The following is a 21,664-nucleotide window of genomic DNA, read 5'->3' as shown; positions in this document are numbered from 1 at the left end:
AACGCTAACCCGAGCCACCGACAGTCGCACACTCAACACACAGGATCGCCCCACACCGCCCACACTCCGGACACCAACACCGTCTTTGAGAAGCCACCGGCCATCCCATCGGCCCGGAAATGACTGGTGGGTTCTCAAAGACGGGTGAGAGAGTCGGGCGTGGGCGCATATCTGGAGACGGAGCGGTTGCGGTTGCGGCGGTTCAGCGCGAGCGATGCCGGGTTGCTGGTGCGGCTGGACGCGGATCCGGAGGTGATGCGGTTCCTGACCGGTGCGCCGACGCCGCGCGGCGAGGTCGAGAACGTCGTACTGCCGGAGATTCTGCAGGTGTACGCCGAGCATCCGGAGCTCGGGACCTTCGCGGCCGAGGACGCCGACGGTTTCGTCGGGTGGTTCGGGATGCAGCCGACCGCGGATCCGGCGACTGTCGGCGTCGGGTACCGGCTGCTGCGGACCGCCTGGGGCAAGGGGTACGCGACCGAGGGCACGAGGGCCCTGATCACGCACGCGTTCACCCAGCTCGGGATGACGCGTGTCGAGGCCGACACGATGGCGGTCAACCACCGCTCGCGGGCGGTGATGCGGCGCTCCGGCCTCCGCTTCGAGAAGGTCTTCCACGTGCACTTCGACGACCCGCTGCCCGGCACCGAGTTCGGCGAGGTGCTGTACTCCGTCGACCGCACGACCTGGGAAGCTGGGCACCATGGATGATCGACCGTACGCCGTCCTCGACATCGACGCGACCTTGTCCGACACCAGCAAGCGGATCCACTGGATCGAGAAGCGGCCGAAGGACTGGGACTCGTTCTTCGAGCACGCGAAGGACGACGCGGTCCTCGAGGAAGGACTCGCGGTCGCGACCACGCTCGCCGCGGACCATGTGATCGTGTACCTGACCGGCCGCCCGGAGCGCACCCGGCGCGAGACCGAGAAGTGGCTGAAGGACAACGGCTTCCCGGACGGCAAGGTCTACATGCGCGGCAACACCGACCGCCGCCCGTCGATGCTGATGAAGCTCGGCCGGCTGAAACGCCTCGCCGAGCAGCGCCCGGTCGCGGTCCTGGTCGACGACGACGCCACGGTGATCGCGGCCGCGAAGAAGGCCGGCTACACGGTGCTGAGGGCCGACTGGGGACTCGACCCCGAGTCCCAGCCGACCCTCTTCGACGCCCAGGAATCCGAAGGGCGGACCTGAGCTACTTGCTCAACCCGACAATGAGAACGTTCGGGTACGGCGGGTACGGCGGCAGGTAGAAGTTCTGCACGTTCGAGCCGTGCAGGAACGCGTTGCGGGCGTAGATCAGCGGGACGATCGGTGCGTCCTGCATGATCTGCTTGTCGATCGCGCCCCACATGCCGGCCGCCTTCGAGCGGTCCGACTCGGCGGTCGCCGCGGCGATCGCGGAGTCGACGGCCGGGTTCGAGTAGCGGGAGATGTTGTACCCGCCGTTGCCGATCTCCGAGGACGCGAACAGCGGCTGGATGTTGCCGATCGCGCTCGGGAAGTCCGGCAGCCAACTGGACACGGTCAGGTCGAAGTCGGCCTTGTTCCCGGTGATCAGGTCGGTCAGCGGGGTGTTGTCCATGGGCTTGATCGTGACGTTGATCCCGGCCCGCTTCAGCCCCTGCTGGATCGCCTGCGCAACGGACACGCCGATCACACCGCTGGACGTGTTGTCGGCGGCCAGCACGAGGTTCAGGTTGCTGACACCGGCGGCCTGCAGCATCTGCTTGGCCTTGTCGGGGTCACCGGCCGGCGGCGCCTGGTACAGGTCGTACTTGTTGTATCCGTCCATCCCCGGCGTGATCAGCGTCGACGCGATCTCGCCGCCGTACTCCGGTCCACCGACCGCGACCTGCACGGCCTGCTTGTCGACGGCGTACTGGATCGCCTTGCGTACGGCGGGATTCGACAGCGCGGGCCGCTTCGTGTTCATCGCCAGGTACGCCAGCGCACCGGACGGCGAGGTGGCGACGCGGGCCTTCACGGCCGGGTTGCCGGTGATCGTCGGGATCAGCGCGGCGGGGACCGAGACGCCCGTCGCGGCGGCGTTCTTGTCGTCGCCGGAGTCAGCGATCAGCCGCTGGTTGACCACGTCGGGCTGCAGACCCATGTCGGTGACGATCGAGTCCGGCAGACCGGTCCGGGCCTGGTCGGTCGACTTGTCCCAGTTCGGGTTCCGGGTCAGCACGAGCTTCGAGCCGGGCGTGTACGACTGCACCTGGTACGGCCCGCTGGCCATCGGCTTCTCGCCGTAGTGCGCCGGGTCGGTGTCGGCCTTCTTCGGTACCGGCGAGAACGCGGGCATGCTGACGATCCACGGCCAGTCGCCGTACGGCTTGTTCAGCTTGAAGACGATCGTGGTGTCGTCGGGTGTCTCGATCGAGGCCAGCTCGCCGCCCTTGTACGGACCGGCGTACTTGTCGCCGCCGACCAGCAGCGACTTGTGGTAGCCGAGGCCGCCGGACAGCTCCGGCGCGAACGACCGCTCGACGCCGTACTTGATGTCGGCGGCAACGATCGGTGAACCGTCGGCGTACTTGAGGCCGGACTTCAGCTTGTACGTCCAGGTCTTGCCGCCGTCGCTGACCTGTCCGGTGTCGGTGGCCAGGTCCGGGACCAGCTCGGCCGCCTTGTCCGGCGACGTCTTCCAGGAGGTCAGGCCGCGCAGCACCAGGTGGATCGTGCTGGTGCCGAGGTTCTGGCTCTTGGCCGGGTCGAGGCTGATCTCCTTCGCGGTGCTGAGCACGTGGAAGGTCCCGCCCTGCTGCGCGGCCGCCGTACTGCCGGCGCTCGGCGTGGACTTGTTGTTGGCGTTGCAGGCCGCGGCCGCCAGCGCCAGCACAGCGGCGACCGCCACTGCGCGGGATATGCGTTTCATTGGGTCCTCTCCAGGGATGGGGGCTCAGGGAAGTAGCAGGCGGCCCGATGTTCGGTCGAACCCTCGACGGGTTCCAGCACCGGTCGTTTCGTCGCGCAGACGTCCTCGGCCTTGTAACAGCGGGTCCGGAACGGGCATCCGGACGGCGGGTCGATGGGTGTCGGTACGTCGCCGGTCAGCACGATCCGATCCCGGACCACCCCCGGCTCCGGCACCGGTACGGCGGACAGCAACGCCTTCGTGTACGGATGCGCCGGCGACTGGTACACCTGTGCCGCGGGGCCTTCCTCCACGATCGTGCCGAGGTACATGACCGCGATCCGGTCGGCCACCTGCCGTACGACGGCCAGGTCGTGGGCGACCAGCACGTACGACAGGCCGAGCTCGTCGCGCAGGTCCGCCAGCAGGTTCAGGACCTGTGCCTGCACCGACACGTCGAGCGCGGACACCGGCTCGTCGCAGACCAGTAGGTCCGGTTTCACCGACAGCGCGCGGGCGATCCCGATCCGCTGCCGCTGCCCGCCGGAGAACTCGTGCGGGTACCGCTCCAGGTGCTGCTCGGAGAGCCCGACCTGCTCGAGCAGTTCGACCAACTGGCCGCGCGTCGGGCGGATCCCCTGCGCGCGGAACGGCGTACTGAGGATGGCGCCGACCGACTGCCGCGGGTTGAGCGAGGCCTGCGGGTCCTGGAACACCATCTGGATCTGCCGGCGGATCGGCCGCAGCCGACGGCCCTTGATCCTGGTGACGTCCTTGCCGCCGATCTCCACCCGGCCCGCGGTCGGGTCGAGCAGCCGGGTCGCGACCCGGGCGAGCGTGGACTTGCCGGAGCCGGACTCGCCGACCAGGCCGACGGTCTCGCCCTTGCGGACGACGAGGTTCACGCCGTCGACCGCGCGGACCGCCTGCGCCTTCTGCCACGGCACGCCGCGAAGCCCGAAGTACTTCTTCACGTCCTTGAGGTTGAGCAACTCGGTCACAAGATCACCTCAGGACGGCGGCCCAGATGGCAGGCCGCCTCATGATCGCCCTCACCTGGGCGGGGCGTGAGCTCGGGACGCTCGGTGACGCACCGCTCCCCCACCAGATGCGTGTACGCGCAGCGCGGCTGGAACGGGCATCCGGTCGTGATCGAACCGGGCGTCGGCGGGCTCCCGGGGATCGTGGTCAGCCGCGGCTTCGGCGGTACGTCGACCCGCGGCATCGCGCCCAGCAGGCCGAGGCTGTACGGATGCGCGGCCCGGAAGAACAGGTCCCGGACGGTGCCGCGCTCGGCCGCGCGGCCGGCGTACATCACGAGGACGTCATCCGCGACCTCCGCGACCACGCCGAGATCGTGCGAGATCAGGACCAGCGCCGTACCGAACTCCTCCTGGACGTCGTCGAGCAGGTGCATGATCTGTGCCTGCACGGTCACGTCGAGTGCGGTCGTCGGCTCGTCCGCGATCAGCACTCTCGGGTCGTTCACCAGAGCCATAGCAATCACGACCCGCTGCCGCATTCCCCCGGAGAACTCGTGCGGGTAGCTCTCCGCCCGCCGCGCCGCGTCCGGGATGCCGACCTTGTCCAGCATCTCGACGGCCCGGGTCCGCGCGACCTTCTTCGAGACGTCGTGGTGCAGCCGGTACGCCTCGGCGACCTGCCAGCCGACGCTGTAGTACGGGTTGAGGGCCGAGAGCGCGTCCTGGAAGACCATCGCGATGTCGTTGCCGCGGATCTTGCGCAGGTCGTCGTTCGGCAGTCCGGTCAGCTCGCGGCCGTCGAGCAGTACCTCGCCGGTGACGTCGGCGTTCGACGGCAGCAGGCCCATCACGGCGGCCGAGCTGACGCTCTTCCCGGAGCCGGACTCGCCCACGATCGCGAGGGTCTTGCCCGGCGCTACCGCGAAGTCGATGCCGTCGACGGCCGGCACCGGACCGTTCTCGGTAGCGAATGTGACGTGCAGGTCATGCACTTCCAGCACTGGCTCAGCCATGGCTCACCCTCGGGTCGAGCACACCGTGCACTATGTCCACCACCAGGTTCGCGAGGATGATCAGGAACGCCGAGAACAACGTGACCCCGACGACCACGGCCACGTCCAGCTGGCCCACGGCGCTGATCAGCAGGTCGCCGAGACCCTGCATGCTGAACACCTTCTCGGTCAGGATCGCACCACCGAGCAGGCTGCCGAGGTCGAGGCCGAACAACGTGATCACCGGCACCAGGACCCCGCGCAGACCGTGGGTGATCACCACCCGCCGCTCGCCGGCGCCCTTCGCGCGGGCCGTGGTGATGTAGTCGAGGTTCAGCTCCTCGAGCATCTGCGAACGGGTCAGCCGGATGTACGACGCGGCGTTCAGGATCGCGAGCACGATCCACGGCGTGACCAGGTGCCAGGCCCAGTCGACGGGGCTCTCGGTGAGCGGGACGTACCCGCTGACCGGGACCATGTTCAGCCAGAAGCCGAACACCAGGATCGCCAGCAGCCCGAGCAGGAACGACGGCGTCGAGACCCCGAGCAGCGCGACCCCGACCGACAGCCGGTCGAGGATGCGGCCCCGGTTCAGCGCCGCGACCACGCCGAGCGAGACACCGAGCAGCAGCCACAGGACAGCGGCGCCGAGCGCGATCGAGGCGGTGATCGGCAGCCGGTCCAGGATCAGCGTGGTCACCGGACGCCCGAGCGGGAACGAGTACCCGAAGCACGGGGCGCTGCAGTGCACCGCCGCGGTGCCGTCACCGAACGTACGGCCCGCGAAGATGCCCTTCAGGAAGTTCAGGTACTGCTGCAACGTGCTCTGGTCGAACTGCATGAAGTGCCGCGCCTGCGCCAGACGGTCCGGCGTACAGGGCTTGCCGCAGGCGAGGTGCGCCGGGTCGGCCGGGATCGCGTAGAACACCAGGTAGACCGCGAGGCTGAGCGCCAGCATCACGAGCAGCGCGGCGAACAGCCGGCGGGTGACGAACCAGAGGAGATCGGGCATCAGTTCGCCCTCCGCAGCCGCACGTCGAACGCGTCCCGGACACCGTCGCCGAGCAACGTGAAGCCGAGCACCGCGAGGAACAGCATCGCGCCCGGGAACAGCAGGAACCACGGATCGGCGCCGGTGTACACCCACGCGATCGAGTCCGAGATCGACCGGCCGAGACTCGGTGTCGGCGGTGGTACGCCGACGCCCAGGAAGGACAGCGCCGCCTCCGCACCGACGTACCCGGGGATCGCCAGCGTGGCGATCACCAGCACCGGGCCGAGCAGGTTCGGCAGCAGTTCGCGGGTGATCACCATCCAGCCGGTCGAGCCGACGCTGCGGGCCGCCTCGACGAACTCGCGGGTGACCAGCGAGCGGGCCTGGTTGCGGATCAGCCGCGCCAGGCCGGCCCAGCCGAAGACGCTCAGCACCCCGATCAGCAGCACGGTCCGCGGCACCTTCGCCGGCACAATGATGCCCAGGGCAATCATGAAGACGAGCTGCGGGAACCCGAACAGGAAGTCCAGCAGCCGGGACACGATCGCGTCGTACCAGCCGCCGAAGTACGCCGCGCTGATGCCGAGCAGGGTGCCGACCACCGTGGTGATCAGCGTGACCGTGATCGCGATCACCAGCGACGTCCGGAGGCCGAGGACCACGATCGAGAACAGGTCCCGTCCGGTCAGCGGCTCCACCCCGAACCAGTGCGTCCCGCTGATCCCGCCGGCCGCACCGCGCGGCGCGTTGCCGCGGGCCGGGTCGAGCAGGTCGATGTGGTACGTCGTCGCATCCTGACCGGCCAGCCTGACCAGCAGCGGCGCGGCGGCGGCGATCAGGATCAGCAACAGCACCACGACGAACCCGACCCGTGCACTGCGGTCGCGCCGCGCCCGGCGCATCGCTTGCCGGGTGGGCGATACGGTCCCGGCGACCGAGGTACTCACAAGCACTCCCGACTGGTCAAATAGTTACAGCCGACAAAACCTAGGCCGCATCCTCCCACCACCGTCGACGCATCTCGAATCCCGAGAATGTCGAGTCGGAAACTCTGGCTTCGGTTAGCTGCTGCCTGCTGGTTACGCTCCGCTGCATGGAAGGCTTTGTGCGGATCGGGGACCGGATCGTGCTCTACAACATCTACGGCACCGAGGGCGGCGTACCGGTGATCTCGTTCGGCGGTTCGCCGAGCACTCGGTGGAAGCGGCCGGACGCGGTTGCTGCGATCGACGCGGCCGGTGTGCGGCTGGTGCAGGCCGACCGGCCCGGGTACGGCGGGTCGACCCGGCAGCCCGGGCGTACGGTCGCGTCCGTCGTACCGGATGTCGTAGCGCTGGCGGACGAGCTCGGGTGGGAAGGGTTCGCGGTCACCGGCGGATCCGGAGGCGGACCGCATGCGCTGGCGTGCGCTGCTCTGCTGCCGGACCGGGTCACGCGCTGTGCGGTGACCGGGAGCATCTCACCGCCAATCGTGGACGGTCCCGAGCCGACCGAGGATGAGGAAGCGGCCGACCCGCGCCGCAACCGCACCTCCTGGAAGGCACTTCACGGCGATCTGCGGCCCGGTATGGAGGAAGCCGCCCGCTCGATCATGAGCGCCGTCGAAGCAGGCGGACCCGAGCTCCCGCCGGATCCCGGCGCCGCCCCGGGGCCGCCGGCCCGCGAGGACTCCGCCGCGATGGCGCGGCTCGCTGCCACGTTCGTGACCAGCCACGACGGCTGGGAGGACGACCTGATCGCGTTCGCCAAGCCCTGGGGCTTCGACCTCGGCGACATCGCCGTTCCGGTCACCCTCTGGCACGGCTCCGCCGACGAGCGCGCCGGCAAGTACGCCGACCACCTCGCGGCCGCGATCCCGCACGCCGAACGCCGCTGCTACGTCGGCGGCCACATCCCGCCGGCAAATGCGTACCGCGAACTCCTCCGGTGGCTGACACTGTCCTGATGGACCTCGCACGCGAACTCGTACTGGAGCTGTACCCGGACGCCCGAGCCGCCTGGCTCGGCGGCAGCGTGGTGCGCGGCGACGCGAGCCCGACGTCCGACCTGGACATCACGGTCCTGCAGGACGGCCCGGTCTTGCGGAAGTCGATCGAGTACGGCGGATGGCCGGTCGAGCTGTTCGTGCACACCGAGAAGTCGCTGCGGTACTTCGCCGACAAGGACCAGGCCCGCCGCCAGCCGACGATGATGCGCCTCGTCGGGGAGTCCGTCGTCCTCGTGGACACCGACGGGTCCGGCGCACGACTGCAGCAGGAGTTCCTCGCCGAGGTGGCGGCGGGACCCGAACCGTTGACCGCGGATGAGCTCAGTCTGCTGCGGTACACGATCACTGACCTGCTGGAGGACTTCGCGAGTGCGGTCGGTGACGTACGGCTGGCGGTTGCGACTGTGCTGTGGCAGCAAGCCGCCCAGCTGCTCCTGACAGGCTCGGGTCACTGGTCCGGCACGGGCAAGGGCCTGCTCCGGGAAGTGGCGGCTTACGACAGTGTGCACGGCAGCGACTACGCGGAAGCGTTGTTGGGCGGTGTGCGCGCTGAAGACTCGCGGTTGGTCGCTGTGGTGGACAGAATCCTCGCTGACCACGGTGGTCGGTTGTTCGCGGGGTTCGTCATTCTGCCTACACCGCAGGAGATTGTCGGGTTCCGTGTATAAGGTCGGGGACGTGCCCGATATCGATGCAGCGTTTCTTGCTCTTCCCCGGCAGGAGCTGGCCGCGGCCGCCCTGCAACGTGCTCGCGACCTCGGTGCGAGCTTCGCCGAGTTCCGGCTGGAGCGGATCCGTTCGGAGTCCATCTCCCTGCGCGACAGCGTGCTGGAGAGCGCCAAGGACGACGAGGATCTCGGTCTCGCGGTGCGGGTGATCCATGACGGGACCTGGGGCTTCGCCGCCGGCGTGGCGCTCACCGCGGACGAGGCGGTGCTGCTCGCCGAGCAGGCGGTGAACATGGCGCAGGTGTCCCGCCCGATCAACGCCGAGACGATCGAGCTCGCGGACGAGCCGGTGTACGACGACGTCACCTGGATCTCGTCGTACGAGATCGACCCGTTCACTGTCCCGCGCGCCGAGAAGGTCGCGCTGCTCACCGACTACAGTGACCGCCTGCTCAAGGCCGACGGCGTCGCGCACGTCGGTGTCCGCGTCGCCACGATCCACGAGTGCAAGTACTACGCGAACTCCGCCGGTACGTCGTACACCCAGCAGCGCGTCCGGATCGGCCCGTCCATCACCGCGCACGGCGTCGCCGAGGACCGCTTCGACTCGATGTCGTCGACCGCTCCGCCGGCCGGCCGCGGCTGGGAGTACATGACCGGCACCGGCTGGAACTGGGACGACGAGCTCGCCCGGATCCCCGGCTGGCTGGCCGAGAAGCTGGCCGCGCCGAGTGTCGAGGCCGGCACCTACGACGTGGTCATCGACCCGTCCAACCTGTGGCTGACGATCCACGAGTCGATCGGCCACGCCACCGAGCTCGACCGCGCCCTCGGCTACGAGGCGAACTACGCGGGCACGAGCTTCGCCACCCTCGACCAGCTCGGCACGCTGAAGTACGGCTCGCCGGTCATGCACGTCACCGGCGACCGCACCGCGGAGAACGGCCTGTCCACGGTCGGGTACGACGACGAGGGCGTCGCCGGCCAGCAGTGGGACCTGGTCAAGGACGGCATCCTGGTCGGCTACCAGGTCGACCGCCGGATGGCGAAGAAGAACGAGGAAGTCCTCGGTACGCCGCGCTCCAACGGCTGCGCGTACGCCGACTCCTCGGGCCACATCCCGATCCAGCGAATGGCCAACGTCTCCCTGCAACCCGCCGCGGACGGCCCCTCCACCGAGGAGCTGATCAGCCGGGTGCGGAACGGGATCTACATCGTCGGCGACAAGTCCTGGTCGATCGACATGCAGCGGTACAACTTCCAGTTCACCGGTCAGCGGTTCTACAAGATCACCGACGGCAAGCTCGACGGCCAGCTCCGCGACGTCGCGTACCAGGCGACCACGACCGACTTCTGGGGCTCGATGGAGGCCGTCGGCGGCCCGCAGACGTACGTCCTCGGCGGTGCGCTGAACTGCGGCAAGGCCGAGCCCTCGCAGTCCGGGGCGGTCAGCCACGGCTGCCCGTCCGCGCTGTTCCGCGGAGTCCGCATTCTCAACACCACCCAGGAGGCCGGCCGGTGACCGCCGTACAGCTCACTCCGCAGGACACCGTCGAGCGGGGCCTGGCCCTGGCTGCGGCCGAGGGCGCCGACGGCTGCGTCGTACTCGTCGCCGAGACGTCCAGCACCAACCTGCGCTGGGCGAACAACACCCTGACCACGAACGGCGCGATGCGCGGGTCGAGCGTGACCGTGATCGCCACGGTCGGCTCCGGCGAGGGTACGGCGGCCGGCGTCGTCGGCCGCTCGTCCGTCACCGAGGACACGCTCCGCGAGATCGTCTCGGCCGCGATCGCCACCGCCCGCGCCGCGGCTCCCGCCGAGGACGCGCGCCCACTGGTCGACGGTACGGCGTCAGCGGACTGGTCGCTCGAGCCGGACGAGACGACGGTCGGTGTGTACGAGAAGTTCGCTCCGTCGCTCGGGGAGTCGCTCAAGCAGGCGGCCGCCGCGCAGCGCCGGCTGTACGGGTTCGCGAACCATGAGGTCGTCACGCTGTACGTCGGCTCGTCGACGGGGCTGCGGTTGCGTCAGGCCCTTCCCCGTGGATACGTGTCCTCGACCGGGAAGGTCGACGCGCATTCGGCCTGGGTCGGTACGGCGACCCGTGACTTCACCGACGTCGACGCGCTCGCGTTGGACTCCGAGCTGACCCGTCGCCTCGGCTGGGCGTCGCGGACCGTCTCGGTGGACGCCGGCCGGCACCCGACGATCCTGCCGCCGGCCGCGGTCGCGGACCTGACGACGTACCTGTACTGGGTGCTCGACGGCCGGGACGCGTTCGACGGGCAGACGGTGTTCTCGAAGTCCGGCGGCGGGACCCGGATCGGCGAGACGCTGTCGTCGCAGCCGGTGAACCTGCACTCGGATCCGGCGCTCGCGGGACTCGAGGCGTTCGCGTTCGCGGTGTCCCGGTCGTCGGGCGGCTCGTCGAGCGTGTTCGACAACGGCCTCACGCTGGCGGCCACCGACTGGATCCGCGGCGGCAAGCTCGAGCACCTGATGACCAGCCGCTACACCGCGGACCTGATCGGCGCACCGGCGGCCACGCCCGACATCGACAACTACGTGCTCTCGGTGGACGGCGCGAGCGGGACGACCGACGACCTGGTGGCCGGCCTCGACCACGGGCTGCTGCTCACCTGCCTGTGGTACATCCGGGTCGTCGAGCCGCAGACACTGCTGCTCACCGGCCTGACCCGCGACGGCGTCTACCTGGTCGAGAACGGCGAGGTCACCGGCGCGGTCAACAACTTCCGGTTCAACGAGAGCCCGGTCGACCTGCTGGCCCGCTTCACCGCGGCCGGCGCGACCGTGCCGTCGTTCTCCCGCGAGTGGGGCGACTACTTCTCCCGGACCGCGACACCGCCGCTGCTGATCCCGGACTACAACATGTCCAGCGTCAGCCAGGCCAGCTAGGGCATGTCTCCTGATCCCACGTCGTAGCGAGGAGGTGCTCGGTGCGGTAGCTCGGCGCGCGGGGGCGAAGGGGTCGATGCGGAGCATCGTTCCCTTTGCACCCGTGCGGCGAGATGCCGTGCCGAGTGCCCCGCAGTAGGCGTGGGATTAGGAGACATGCCCTAGGGCATGCAGAACGCCCCGCCGGAACCACCGGCGGGGCGTTCTTCGTACTGCGTCAGACGGTCGGGTAACCCGGCTCCGCCGGACCCGCCTGGCCCGGGCCGCCGAACCGCTCGGCCGCCTTCGGGTCCGGTCCGTACTGGTTCTGGCCCGCGGTGCCCTCGCCGGCCGCCAGCACAATGAACCAGATGAACCCGACACACGGAATCAGGTTGATCAGGATCCACCAGCCGGACCGGTTGGTGTCGTGCATCCGCCGGATCGCCACGCCGATCGACGGCAGCAGGACCGCCAGGCTGTAGATCGTCGACAACCAGCCCGACGAGCTGCCCTTGCCGAAGTCCAGCCCGAGGATCTTGTCCAGGATCGACAAGATGATCGAGACGATCACGTTGAACAGCACGAACATCCAGTACTCCTTGCGACGGGCCCGCCCGTCGAACACGGCGTACTTCTTGAGGACGTCGATGTACCACTGCATTGCTATCTCCGATGGTCGAAGGTGAGACGCGGTTCAGAAGCCTGTCGGAACCTGCTGGGAACGTCAATCCGGCTTTTCGCTTTGGTGATCACACTGCAATCTCACACCTAGAGCCGACTTCAGCTTTCGGGCGTGGCTTTCGTCATCGTCACGCGCAGCATCAGCCGCTGCTCCTCCTGGTACGGCGTGACCTCGTCGAGGCTCCAGTTCTCGCCGAGTTCACCGATCAGTTCCTGGTCGAAGAACCGCCCGACGAACCCGTCGTGCCCGGACAGTCCGTCCTCCAGTTGCTGCCAGTGCTGCGCGCACGGGTCGTCCGCGGACCAGACGGCATACACGAAGACCCCGCCCGGGCGGAGCACCCGGTGGATCTCGGCGACCAGCGCCCGCAGCTCGGAGGGCGAGAACGCCATGTTCAGCAACAGATTCGCGAACACCGCGTTCACCGTCGCGTCGGCCGGCGGCAACGGATCCCGTACGTCGTGCAGCGCCGCCGTCACGCGGTCGTCGAGCCCCTCCCGCTGCGCCGCATGCCGCAACTGGTCGAGCGCCGTCTCACTGAAGTCGGTCGCGTGCACGCTGAACCCTCGCCGGGCCAGGAAAAACGCGTCCCGCCCGTGCCCCGCGCCCAGCTCCAGCACATCGACGATCCCCGCCGCCGCGAACAACTCGACCGCCTGCCGCACCGCCGCTGACGGCTCCGCCCCGTGCAACTCCGCCCGCCGCGCGTACGCCGCGTCCCACCGCTCCTGCTGAGCCCTCGCGAGCTCGACATTCCCAGTATTCCCAGTGTGCATTGTGGTGCTCCCCGTGGTCGTCACACCGACCTGGCCGATCGACAGACCGCGCCAGCCTACGACACAACCCTCGGAGAAGCACCCGAGTCGCACGATCTACAACCGGGGAGCCGTGTGGAGAGGGTTCGGAATCGAGCCTGTGGACGGGATCGGCGGACGGGTGTCGAGGTCGGCGTACCCGAGCGTGAGCCGGTACCCGTTGAGGGGGTAGCGCAGGAAGGACGGTCCGGTCAGCGCGGTCGCGCTCAGGCGGTCGGCATGGTGAGGGTTCGTCCGGCTGTAGAGGTCCACTTCCGCGCGGACCAGGCCCCAGAAGGTCTCCTCGGGGACGAGGGAGTGGGAGGCGAGGGGGTTGAGGACGCCCAGGAGGAGGGCGTCGACGAGGTACTGGCGGAGGACGGGCCAGGGTTTTCTGGGCAGGACCCGGGCGTGGGAGTCGGGTTCGGGGCCGCGGGCAACGATGGGGGCGGTGGAGAGGTTGATGTCGTCGACGAGGTCCTTGACGACCAGGCGGGCCGGGAGGCCTTCGGGGGTGCAGATCACGGCGAGGTTCTCGCCGTGGGGGTTGACGGTGATGCCGTAGTGGTGGAGGAGATGGAGCAGCGGGCGCAGGAGGGTGGCGATCAGGTGGGCGAGCCAGGTCTGCGGGTCGGTGCCGGCGCGGGCGATCGCAGCCTCGGTGAAGCCGGGATGCAGGACGGCGGCCAGCGGCCAGACGGTTTCGCCGTCGCGGAGGCGGGGGTCGACGGGGTCGCGCCAGATGCAGCCGAGGGTTTCGGTCCACTGGTACGGGATGCCGGGGTGGGTGCCGAGTTGTGGGTGCGGGACGGTGACGGAGGCGACCTCGCCGAGGAGCTCGGTGCCGAGGTCGCGGAACACGTCGTCGCGGGCCCAGAGGCCGCGCAGCCACTGGGTGATCATCGGGGCGGCCAGGGTGCAATGCTCCGGGATGCCGCGGTAGACCGAGGTGTTGAGGATCTTCAGCGGGAGCTTGACCTGGTAGCGCGAAGGCTTCGAGATGTTCACCATCGTGCGGATCGACTGTGTGGGCAGGTACTCGTCGGGGCTCTCCCCCAGTACGACGATCTCGCCCGTTGCGAGCTCCCGCGCCCACTGCGTCCGTACGACGTGATCCAGCTGCCACGGGTGGCACGGCAGCCACACGTACGCGTCCGGGTCGTCCAGCCGTGAACGGAACGCCTCCAGCGTCTCAGGATCCAGCTCCCGCTCCAGTACGCCGTACTCCGAGAGGTCCGGCGTACCGCGGAACTCGGCGAGACCACGCCGTACGGCCAGCCACACCAGGTGCAGCGGAGTACGGGCCTCGGAGGCGTACCGCTCGCTGTCGGCGGCTGAGAAGCCCAGGCGGCCCTTGTTGGCGACCAGGAGCGGGTGCCCGGTCAGGTGACCTTCCAGGCGGCTGTGGTGCACCTCCAGTAGCTCAGCAGCCGGTACTGCGGTAGAAGCCATCCGTACGTCGGCCGCGAGCGTGCTGGTCAGCTCAGCCACGTACCCGGCCGCCGTGGACCCGTCCACGCCCAGGACGTCGGCTGCGTCGACGAAGAACTGGATCGGGTCGGTAGCCGGCTCGCTCTCGTCGTTCCCGAGGATGCCGGCCGTGGTACGCCGGATGGACGCCGGATCGACCCGCCAGCTTCCGAAACCGCCACGGGTCGCCGCGAACGTGTACGACACCGCACCGAACGAAAGGCTGTTCTCGACCGGTTCCAGCAACCCCTCCGTGCAGAACTGGGAGATCAGCTTCGCCAGCAGCTCCGACGAGCACCGCGTCCAGGTACTCATCCGGGAATCGCAAACGTCGTGTAAGCGGTGGACTTGGGGAGCCTGAACACCTCACGACCGGCGATGCTGTTCAGGATGCCCGCGTTGCGGACGGCACCGATGCCAAGGTCCGGTGCGGCGACGCCGTGGCTGTGCAGATCCGCGTTGGCCACAAAAACGCGCCCGTCCAACGCACCACGCACACTGTGGTCGCGGTTGATCACCCAGCGGCCGGCAGCGTCGTGGTCCATCTTGTCCTGCAAGGAATCCATGAAAGGGAGCGCCCGATTCCGGTAGCCAGTAGCCGCCACCACAGCGTCAGTAGTGTGCTGGAAGGTCTTCCCGCTGTCTGAGTGCAGCAGCGTCAGCTCCAGACCGTCAGCACGCGCCACAGCCGACACCACGGCCACACCACACAAAAGCTCTGCTCCCAGATCCCTTGTGTACAAGACGTCGTGGATGTCGTCCAGGGTCTCCGCCGAGATGCCCTTGTAGTGCCGCCACTGCTCCTTCACCAGCCGGTCGCGTACCGGTTCGTCCAAGGCGTGGAAGTAGTCGACGTATGACGGTGTCGTCATCTCCAGCACCAGCTTGGAGTAGTCCAGCGGCGCGAACGACGGCGTACGGGTCAGCCACGATACAGCGGGACCGTCGGCGCGCAGGAGGTCCAGCGCGCACTCAGCACCCGACTGGCCCGAGCCGACCACCGTCACGCGCCCTGCACGCAGCAGGTCGTCCCGACGGAACAGATAGTCCGCCGAGTGCAAGAACCGCTCAGCAGGCAGCCCTGCCAGTGCTGCTGGTACGAAGGGCTCCGTGCCGACACCAACCACGAGGTGACGCGCCTCGAAGTGCTCGACAGCGTCCCCACGCTCCACGGTCAGCTCGAACGCGGACCCGTTCCACTCTGCCGACCGTACGTGGTGCCCGAAGTGCAGCGAGTCCAACTGCGCGGCACACCAGCGCAGGTACGCCTCGTACTCGCGCCGCGTCGGGTGGAACTTCTCCCGCACGTAGAACTGATACAGCCGATCGTTGTCCTTCAAGTAGGACAGAAACGACAGATGGTGCGCCGGCTCCACCAGGCTGACGAGGTCCGCCAGGAACGACACCTGCAGCATCGCGTCCTCGAACATCAGCCCCCGGTGCCAGGTGAACTCCGGCCGACTGTCAAGGACAGCCAGGCGTACGTCGTCCACGCCGTCCGCCAGCGCGGCCAGCCCGAGGTTGAACGGCCCGCAGCCGATCGCGATCACGTCGTACATGTCATGCCTCCCGCACGGCCCGGGTACGGACCATCAGTACTGCTGTCTTCTCGGGCAGCTGCAGCTCCCCGTACTGGACGAACCCTGCCGCCGCGAAGGCGCGGACGGAGGGCGTGTTCTCGATGTCCGGCTCCGCGACGACCCGTGTGCACGAAGGCTCGGACCGCAGCACTGTGTCCACGACCTCCCGGAGCAGTTGCCGCCCGAGCCCGCGCCCGGTCCGGGTGCCGTCGCCGATCGCGATGTGGACACCCCAGTCCCCGACATCGAACGGGTAGTACTCGGCCAGCCGGTCATGCCGGACGCGGTACAGCTCGACGTACGCGAACTCCTCCGTGTCCAGGGACACCAGGCACGGCCGGGAGTGCTCGCCCGCCGTCTGTTGCTCGATCTCCTGCGCCCAACGCTCCACCGACCAGCCCTGGTGCCACCACCGCCGCACGTGCGGCTGCGCCATCCACAGCGCGATCCGCGGCGCGTCGGACGGGTCGGCCGGGCGCAGTACGAACGACGTCACCGCAGCGGGTTCGGGATGTCGAGGTACACCGACTGCGCGTCCAACGGCGCGACGACCTCGTCGATGCCGCGCAGCCGGGTCAGCATGTTCGCCTTGCAGGGCAGGGTTTCCGCGTCGAGCCACCGGCGCGCGAGGCGGTCGCCGTCGGGGCCGGCCGCCTGCAACAGCGGCAGCGCGTACGTGAGCCGATCGCGGACGACGGACAGCAGCTCGTCCTCGTCGGCGATCCCGTCCGCGGCCAGGCAGCCGACGACTGCGAGCGCCTGGTTGTGCAGCAGGTAGTAGGTCAGTCGATCGTCGACAATCGGATCGTCGACCACCGCCAGCGTCGAGTCCTGCAGCCCGGTGACCGCGAGCAGGCCGCGCAGGTACGACGAGGCCAGGTAGTACCCCTGGTTGTCGCGATATGCGCCGCCCTTGATCCGCCCGGCACCGTCCAGCCGTACGAGCGTGTTCTGCTGGTGCGCCTCCAGCCCGATGCCCGTCTCGGCGTACAGGTGCAGCATCGGCACGAGCACGTGGTCGATGTACGACGCTGTCCAGCCCGCGGGGTCCTCGGCGGCGAAGGCACTCAGCCGGCTCACGCCACCCGGACGCGGCGCGACCAGGCCCGCGAGACAGGCGTAGCTGTTGACGTCGGCCGGCACCTCCCGGACCGCGACGTCGAGACCGGTGAGCGCCGGTCCGCCTTCGTCGAGCGCGACCCACGCCGGATCGCGGACGATATTGAACCGCGGGTGCGCGGTCGCCGTTCCCGCGTTGTACGCCGCGTCCAGCAGCCGGTTGATCTCGAGGCCGCGGCGCAGCTCGGTCGACGTCGACTCGCGCCGCGAGTTCGTGATCCGCAGACCGAGCGACAGCTTCAGCATCACCGGCAGATCCGGGTGGAAAACGGTCCGCAGACTCGACGTCGGGTACCACTGCGCGCCGTGCGGACCCAACGCCTTCACCCGGCCGGCGCTGATCAGCGAAGCGACCCGAGGCCGCTCCACCAGCGACGCCGCCTGCCACGGGTGGGCCGGGACCAGCACCCGGCCAGGCGACGGCGTGATACCGGCCAGCGCGCCCATCAGCTGCACAGCGTCCAGTCCCTGCAGCGAGGGCGCGCCGGCCACCTGGTCCGACGACACCAACTCGGCGTCGGCTTCGAACCAGTGCACTGCGAAACGGCCGCCGAGCTCCGGCGAGTACGCCGCCAGCTCGTCGCCGCTCAGCCCGTCCCGGCTCTTCGGCGCCGGGTGGTTCAGGTGCCCGAACAGCAACGCCTGCTCGGTCTCGAGGAAACGTCCCGGCCCGCGTTCACCGTCGGCGTGCTCGACGAACAACGCGACGTTGCGTACCGACTCCGCGGTCCGCGCCGCCAGATCGTCGACCTCCGCCGGTTCGGCGCCGGCCGACAGCACCCGCACCAGTTCCTCCGGCGCCGGCGGAACGCCGTCCAGCAGCACGTCGGAGAACTGGTGCAACCCGGTCCGCGAGGCGTGCTCGACGCGCGCCGTCACGGTCGATTGTCCAATGTCGAATGTCAACAATCCGACGGCGACCGGTACCGCCGACTCCCGCGTGTAGCACCGCAGGATCGCGTTCAGATGTGCGGCGACTGCAGTACTCACGCGGCTCCTTCGCCGGTCAGGACGTCGAGTCCGGTGGCCACGACCTGGTCGAGCAGGTCCTCGAGGTCCGTCACGGTGGCATTCGGGTTCAGCAACGTGAGCTTCAGCGCGACCGTCCCGGAGCCGGGTAGCCTGGTCCGGCCGATCAGCACCCGCCCGGAGGTCAGCAGCCGGCGCCGCACCTCACCCTGGAGTTCGTCCGACACTCCTTGACCCGCGAACCGGAACAACACGGTCGTCAACGTCACCGGCGCGAGCAGCTCCAGGTTGCTGTCGGCAACAATCCGCGCCGCGGCCGCGTGCGCCAGCTCGTGGCAGGTGTCCAGCATCGCGCCCAGCCCGGCCCGGCCGTACGCCGTCAGCGTGGTCGCGACCTTCACCGCGTCCGGCCGCCGGGTGGTCTGCAGGCTGCGACCGAGCAGGCCGTCCAGCCCGGAGTCGATGTCGTCGGAAGGGTTCAGGTAGTCCACCGAGCGGTCGAACGCCGCGAACCGGTCCCGGTCGGCCACCAGCAGCACGCTGGTCGCCGCCGGCTGCCAGCCGATCTTGTGCAGGTCCAGCGTCACCGAGTCCGCCAGCGCCACGTCCGCGAGCAACGGCGCCAGCCGGTCCGAGAACAGCGCCCCGAATCCGTACGCCGCGTCGACATGCAGCCAGGCGCCGTACTCCCGGGCCAGCGAGGCGATCGGAGCGATCGGATCGACCGACCCGAAGTCCGTCGTACCGGCGGTCGCGATCACGGCCACCGGCGTACGGCCGGGCTTCGCCAGCTCGGCCGCGAGGACGTCGGTGCGCATCCGGAAGTTCTCGTCGGCCGCGATCGTGATCGCGGCCTCCTCACCGAGCCCGAGAGCGGCACAGGCGCGCTGGACGGAGAAGTGCGCGAGTTCGGAGCAGAACACCACCGGGCGGTCGAGCCCCTGCAGACCGTTCCGCCGTACGTCGACACCGGCCGCGGCGGCGGCGCTGTCGCGGGCGATCAGCACAGCGAGCAGGTTCGAGATCGAGCCGCCGGGCGTCAGTACGCCGTCAGCCTGCGGACCGAAACCGGCCAGCGTGGCCAGGGCCCGGACCACCCACTGCTCGATCGCGAGGGTCGCGGGGCCCGAGTCGTAGGTGTCCAGCGAGGCGTTCGAAGCCGAGGCCAACGCGTCCGCGTCGACAGCGACCTGCAGGACCGGCGGCTGCAGGTGGGCGGCCGCATGCGGGTGGCTGAGGTCGATCCCGTGCTCGTCGAGCAGACCCGCGACCAGGTCGAGCGCGGCAGAATCCCCCACGCCGGTCGACGGGACGCGCGGTTCACCGAGCGCTTCGGCGGCACGCCGCAGTACCGTTCCCGGAGACCCGTGCGGCAACGGTCCACGCTCGCGGTCCGCCACGGTCGAAGCCAGCGGCCAACGGGGGGCAAAAGGATCGCGGACAAGTGCTGTCGGTCCTGTCGATGCTGTCACGGCGGTCAGCCGCGCGGGCTGCGACATCCAGTTCTCCCGGGAAGTTGTCGAGTAAGGCAACCCTTACTAAGGCAGCCCTAACTTTCGTCGGGAGTACAGACCGTGTCAACTCACGTACCCGCGGGAGTGGTGATCCTCACGCTCCCAGCAGGCGTCGCCCGCCGTTCGGCGTGCGGCCGTGGCGGTCGAAACGCGCACCGGCCGCGACATCGAGCAGCCCGGTCACAGCAGCTTCGAAGGGCGTCGGCCGGGGCAACCTGCTCAGCGTCCGGCCCGAATCGCAGTAACTCAGGTAGAAGATCGCCTGGCGCCACGCAGCCGCGGCCCGCGGCCCCTTGGACGACGCCGGCTGCCGAAGTACCCAGTCGAACGCTCGATCCGCCAGGTCCGGCCCGGCCTCCCGGAGCCAGCCGGTCAGGTCGAGCGCATCGACCAGTGCGGCGAGGTTGCCGGCGGTGAGGATCTGCTCCTGCTCCAGTACGCTCCCGCCCGTAGCCGCCGCCCGTCGGGTGCACGTGTCGGCGAAGTCGGACGTCGTCCGGCGCCGACGGATCCGCGATTCGCCGGTCGGCCAGGACGACGGAAGGTCGTAGTACCTCGCGTACAGCGTCTCAGCAAGTACGCGGCTCGCGACGGCCGCCGCCGCCCGCTGCTCAGCGCTGGACGGGTCGGCCGCCGCCAGCGGCAGAGCGAGCCCGGCCTGCAGTGCCAGCGTGCGGAACTCGCAGATCAGCGCGTTCGGCAGGACAGCCTGCGGGAACGCCCGGAGCGCAACGGTCGTCGCCTCGCGGAGCGCCTGTACGGCGGACCGCTGTGCCTGCTCGCTCTGGTCACGGTACGGCGCGATCGCGTCGACCCACGGCAACTCATCGAACCGCACCAGCTTCGGCCGCCGCCGGAACGCCGCCCTGGTCTGCGTGTAGACCATCGCCAGCGCCCGATCCCCGATATTTGCCGTCCGCAACTGTGCGGTGAGCTGCGGAAGAACCTCGGCGAGCACCTCGCCGCAGCCCACGACGCCGCGCGACACCAGCTCACCGATCGGTGCCTCGAGCGCCCGCGCCGCCTTCGCCAGCAGGTGTTCGGGCATCGCCGTACCGGCCGCCGCCGGCGCCTCCGTGCAGTCGACGACACCCGCGATCGGCTCGAGCGCCGGGAGCCCGTCCTCCCGCGGGAACGCGTCGAGGCGCGCGCTCAGCACGTGCGCCAAGGTCGCGTACGCCGGTTGCGCCCCCAGCTCGCGTTGCGTCTTGCGCAACGCCTCGCGCGCAGCGGATCCCGGCGTACCGTGGGCGCTGATCGTGTTCGCCAGCGCGCGCCGGATCCAGCCGACCGCGCGCCCGTCGAGCGCGGAACTGTCGTCCGGGCAGAGCTCCAGCGCCACTCGGAGCCGGGTGAAGTTGCTCTTCCAATGGCGCTGCCGATGGAGCTCACTCGCGAGCTTGTAGTCCTCCAGCCAGCGTTGCCGCCGCTCCACCCAGTCGTCCGGCCACACCCGGCACGGCCAGCCGCCGTTGACCACGCCATCGATCAGGTGGGGCAGATCCCCGTCGACGGTGTCACACCAGAGCGCGACCAGCCGGTCGTACAGCGGGTTCCATACCTGGAACGTTTCGCGCATCGCCGCGATCGGTGGGCGTACCGTTGCCTGCCGCAACTGAGAGCGTACGTCGTCGACCGTGCACCGGTGGAGCACTGCTCCCGACGGCGCCGGACTGTACGACGGCGTGAATCGCAACCGGTGCATCAGCGGGCGGAGCGCCGCGACCAGGTCGAGCGCGGCCGCGTGGTGGTCGTGTTCGAGCAGCCAGGCGACCACCAGCATCGCGGCGTGCTCCGGTACGTCGATGCGGTAGCACCCGGTCCGCAGCACCTGCCCGAGCTCCGCGAGTCCCTCGTCACCGAGGTACCAGAGGTTCAACCGCTCACGATCGGACTCCCCCGGCGCATCCGCGGGCACCCTCGCCAACTCGTCGAGCACCCCGCGCCACGCGTCCACCCGCACCGCCGCGCGCCGCCGTACCGCAGGGTCCTCGGCCACGAGCGCCCGCTGCAACGCGTGGTGCAGCCGACCCGTCGCATACCCCATGCCGAACCCCCGTCCGTCGGACAGCGCTCAGACATGGAGGCAGGATTCGAACCTGCGCCCTCCCGGTAGTAGCCGGGCGATCTACCCCTGATCTACTCCATGC

General features: G+C 69.4%; 19 protein-coding genes and 1 tRNA gene. 6 read left to right on the top strand and 14 right to left on the bottom strand.

Features of this window, described 5'->3' with window-relative positions; genetic code table 11:
• Positions 1-159 precede the first annotated feature (159 nt).
• Positions 160-711 carry a GNAT family N-acetyltransferase gene (locus AB0M51_RS06060; RefSeq protein WP_344196825.1) on the top strand — a complete coding sequence of 184 codons (552 nt, stop codon included), beginning with the start codon at positions 160-162 and terminating at the stop codon, positions 709-711.
• Entirely contained in the window at positions 704-1,195 is a 492-nt protein-coding gene (locus AB0M51_RS06055) for an HAD family acid phosphatase (RefSeq protein WP_344196827.1), read from the top strand. The genes AB0M51_RS06060 and AB0M51_RS06055 overlap by 8 nt, the downstream gene beginning before the upstream one ends.
• Before the next feature lies 1 nt (position 1,196).
• On the opposite strand, the gene AB0M51_RS06050 is transcribed toward AB0M51_RS06055, so the two are convergent.
• Genes AB0M51_RS06050 through AB0M51_RS06030 form a run of 5 tightly spaced genes read right to left on the bottom strand, consistent with a single transcriptional unit; the run spans position 1,197 to position 6,777 of the window.
• Positions 1,197-2,882 carry an ABC transporter substrate-binding protein gene (locus tag AB0M51_RS06050; protein ID WP_344196829.1) on the bottom strand — a complete coding sequence of 562 codons (1,686 nt, stop codon included), beginning with the start codon at positions 2,880-2,882 and terminating at the stop codon, positions 1,197-1,199.
• On the bottom strand, positions 2,879-3,862 hold the full coding sequence (locus AB0M51_RS06045; RefSeq protein ID WP_344196831.1) for an oligopeptide/dipeptide ABC transporter ATP-binding protein: 984 nt from the start codon (positions 3,860-3,862) through the stop codon (positions 2,879-2,881). The genes AB0M51_RS06050 and AB0M51_RS06045 overlap by 4 nt, the downstream gene beginning before the upstream one ends.
• Complete coding sequence (locus AB0M51_RS06040) at positions 3,859-4,857, bottom strand: ABC transporter ATP-binding protein (protein WP_344196833.1); 999 nt, start codon at positions 4,855-4,857, stop codon at positions 3,859-3,861. The genes AB0M51_RS06045 and AB0M51_RS06040 overlap by 4 nt, the downstream gene beginning before the upstream one ends.
• Entirely contained in the window at positions 4,850-5,848 is a 999-nt protein-coding gene (locus AB0M51_RS06035) for an ABC transporter permease (RefSeq protein ID WP_344196835.1), read from the bottom strand. Before AB0M51_RS06035 ends, AB0M51_RS06040 begins: the two co-directional genes overlap by 8 nt.
• A complete protein-coding gene (locus AB0M51_RS06030; RefSeq protein ID WP_344196837.1) occupies positions 5,848-6,777 on the bottom strand; it encodes an ABC transporter permease in 930 nt (309 codons plus the stop codon). The genes AB0M51_RS06035 and AB0M51_RS06030 overlap by 1 nt, the downstream gene beginning before the upstream one ends.
• Positions 6,778-6,923: 146 nt before the next feature.
• Here AB0M51_RS06030 and AB0M51_RS06025 point away from each other — a divergent pair, with 146 nt between their 5' ends.
• The 4 genes from AB0M51_RS06025 to AB0M51_RS06010 are packed head-to-tail and all read left to right on the top strand — an operon-like array spanning position 6,924 to position 11,404.
• Positions 6,924-7,775, top strand: a complete 852-nt coding sequence (locus tag AB0M51_RS06025) for an alpha/beta hydrolase (protein WP_344196839.1) — start codon at positions 6,924-6,926, stop codon at positions 7,773-7,775.
• On the top strand, positions 7,775-8,485 hold the full coding sequence (locus AB0M51_RS06020; protein WP_344196841.1) for a nucleotidyltransferase domain-containing protein: 711 nt from the start codon (positions 7,775-7,777) through the stop codon (positions 8,483-8,485). The genes AB0M51_RS06025 and AB0M51_RS06020 overlap by 1 nt, the downstream gene beginning before the upstream one ends.
• Before the next feature lie 10 nt (positions 8,486-8,495).
• Positions 8,496-10,007 carry a TldD/PmbA family protein gene (locus tag AB0M51_RS06015; RefSeq protein ID WP_344196843.1) on the top strand — a complete coding sequence of 504 codons (1,512 nt, stop codon included), beginning with the start codon at positions 8,496-8,498 and terminating at the stop codon, positions 10,005-10,007.
• Complete coding sequence (locus AB0M51_RS06010) at positions 10,004-11,404, top strand: metallopeptidase TldD-related protein (RefSeq protein WP_344196845.1); 1,401 nt, start codon at positions 10,004-10,006, stop codon at positions 11,402-11,404. Before AB0M51_RS06015 ends, AB0M51_RS06010 begins: the two co-directional genes overlap by 4 nt.
• A 217-nt stretch (positions 11,405-11,621) precedes the next feature.
• On the opposite strand, the gene AB0M51_RS06005 is transcribed toward AB0M51_RS06010, so the two are convergent.
• The 9 genes from AB0M51_RS06005 to AB0M51_RS05965 form a co-directional block, all read right to left on the bottom strand.
• The gene (locus AB0M51_RS06005) at positions 11,622-12,047 is read right to left on the bottom strand and encodes a DUF805 domain-containing protein (protein WP_344196847.1); all 426 of its coding nucleotides are present in this window, start codon (positions 12,045-12,047) and stop codon (positions 11,622-11,624) included.
• Between the two features lie 119 nt (positions 12,048-12,166).
• A complete protein-coding gene (locus tag AB0M51_RS06000) occupies positions 12,167-12,844 on the bottom strand; it encodes a class I SAM-dependent methyltransferase (RefSeq protein WP_344196849.1) in 678 nt (225 codons plus the stop codon).
• A 96-nt stretch (positions 12,845-12,940) separates the two neighbouring features.
• The gene (locus AB0M51_RS05995) at positions 12,941-14,647 is read right to left on the bottom strand and encodes an IucA/IucC family protein (RefSeq protein ID WP_344196851.1); all 1,707 of its coding nucleotides are present in this window, start codon (positions 14,645-14,647) and stop codon (positions 12,941-12,943) included.
• Entirely contained in the window at positions 14,644-15,891 is a 1,248-nt protein-coding gene (locus tag AB0M51_RS05990; RefSeq protein ID WP_344196853.1) for a SidA/IucD/PvdA family monooxygenase, read from the bottom strand. The genes AB0M51_RS05995 and AB0M51_RS05990 overlap by 4 nt, the downstream gene beginning before the upstream one ends.
• Before the next feature lies 1 nt (position 15,892).
• The gene (locus tag AB0M51_RS05985) at positions 15,893-16,408 is read right to left on the bottom strand and encodes a GNAT family N-acetyltransferase (RefSeq protein ID WP_344196855.1); all 516 of its coding nucleotides are present in this window, start codon (positions 16,406-16,408) and stop codon (positions 15,893-15,895) included.
• Complete coding sequence (locus tag AB0M51_RS05980; protein WP_344196857.1) at positions 16,405-18,021, bottom strand: IucA/IucC family protein; 1,617 nt, start codon at positions 18,019-18,021, stop codon at positions 16,405-16,407. The genes AB0M51_RS05985 and AB0M51_RS05980 overlap by 4 nt, the downstream gene beginning before the upstream one ends.
• Positions 18,018-19,400: a pyridoxal-dependent decarboxylase gene (locus AB0M51_RS05975; protein WP_344196859.1), complete on the bottom strand. Its 1,383-nt coding sequence runs from the start codon at positions 19,398-19,400 to the stop codon at positions 18,018-18,020. Before AB0M51_RS05975 ends, AB0M51_RS05980 begins: the two co-directional genes overlap by 4 nt.
• Before the next feature lie 208 nt (positions 19,401-19,608).
• Positions 19,609-21,561 carry a hypothetical protein gene (locus AB0M51_RS05970; RefSeq protein ID WP_344196861.1) on the bottom strand — a complete coding sequence of 651 codons (1,953 nt, stop codon included), beginning with the start codon at positions 21,559-21,561 and terminating at the stop codon, positions 19,609-19,611.
• 31 nt (positions 21,562-21,592) lie between these two features.
• A tRNA-OTHER gene (locus tag AB0M51_RS05965) sits at positions 21,593-21,663 on the bottom strand.
• Between the last annotated feature and the right edge of the window lies 1 nt (position 21,664).

The sequence above is a fragment of the Kribbella sp. NPDC051137 genome, assembly GCF_040682535.1.
Lineage (GTDB): Bacteria > Actinomycetota > Actinomycetes > Propionibacteriales > Kribbellaceae > Kribbella > Kribbella karoonensis.
The sequence above is the reverse complement of the archived record's forward strand: the minus strand, read 5'-3'. Positions and strand labels throughout refer to the sequence as shown.

Bases quoted from the DNA above. Each gene is read 5' to 3' on its own strand.
- AB0M51_RS06055 (WP_344196827.1), top strand. From the start codon at position 704: ATGGATGATCGACCGTACGCCGTCCTCGACATCGACGCGACCTTGTCC.
- AB0M51_RS06050 (WP_344196829.1), bottom strand. From the start codon at position 2,882: ATGAAACGCATATCCCGCGCAGTGGCGGTCGCCGCTGTGCTGGCGCTG.
- AB0M51_RS06040 (WP_344196833.1), bottom strand. From the start codon at position 4,857: ATGGCTGAGCCAGTGCTGGAAGTGCATGACCTGCACGTCACATTCGCT.
- AB0M51_RS06035 (WP_344196835.1), bottom strand. From the start codon at position 5,848: ATGCCCGATCTCCTCTGGTTCGTCACCCGCCGGCTGTTCGCCGCGCTG.
- AB0M51_RS06025 (WP_344196839.1), top strand. From the start codon at position 6,924: ATGGAAGGCTTTGTGCGGATCGGGGACCGGATCGTGCTCTACAACATC.
- AB0M51_RS06020 (WP_344196841.1), top strand. From the start codon at position 7,775: ATGGACCTCGCACGCGAACTCGTACTGGAGCTGTACCCGGACGCCCGA.
- AB0M51_RS06005 (WP_344196847.1), bottom strand. From the start codon at position 12,047: ATGCAGTGGTACATCGACGTCCTCAAGAAGTACGCCGTGTTCGACGGG.
- AB0M51_RS06000 (WP_344196849.1), bottom strand. From the start codon at position 12,844: ATGCACACTGGGAATACTGGGAATGTCGAGCTCGCGAGGGCTCAGCAG.
- AB0M51_RS05995 (WP_344196851.1), bottom strand. From the start codon at position 14,647: ATGAGTACCTGGACGCGGTGCTCGTCGGAGCTGCTGGCGAAGCTGATC.
- AB0M51_RS05990 (WP_344196853.1), bottom strand. From the start codon at position 15,891: ATGTACGACGTGATCGCGATCGGCTGCGGGCCGTTCAACCTCGGGCTG.
- AB0M51_RS05970 (WP_344196861.1), bottom strand. From the start codon at position 21,561: ATGGGGTATGCGACGGGTCGGCTGCACCACGCGTTGCAGCGGGCGCTC.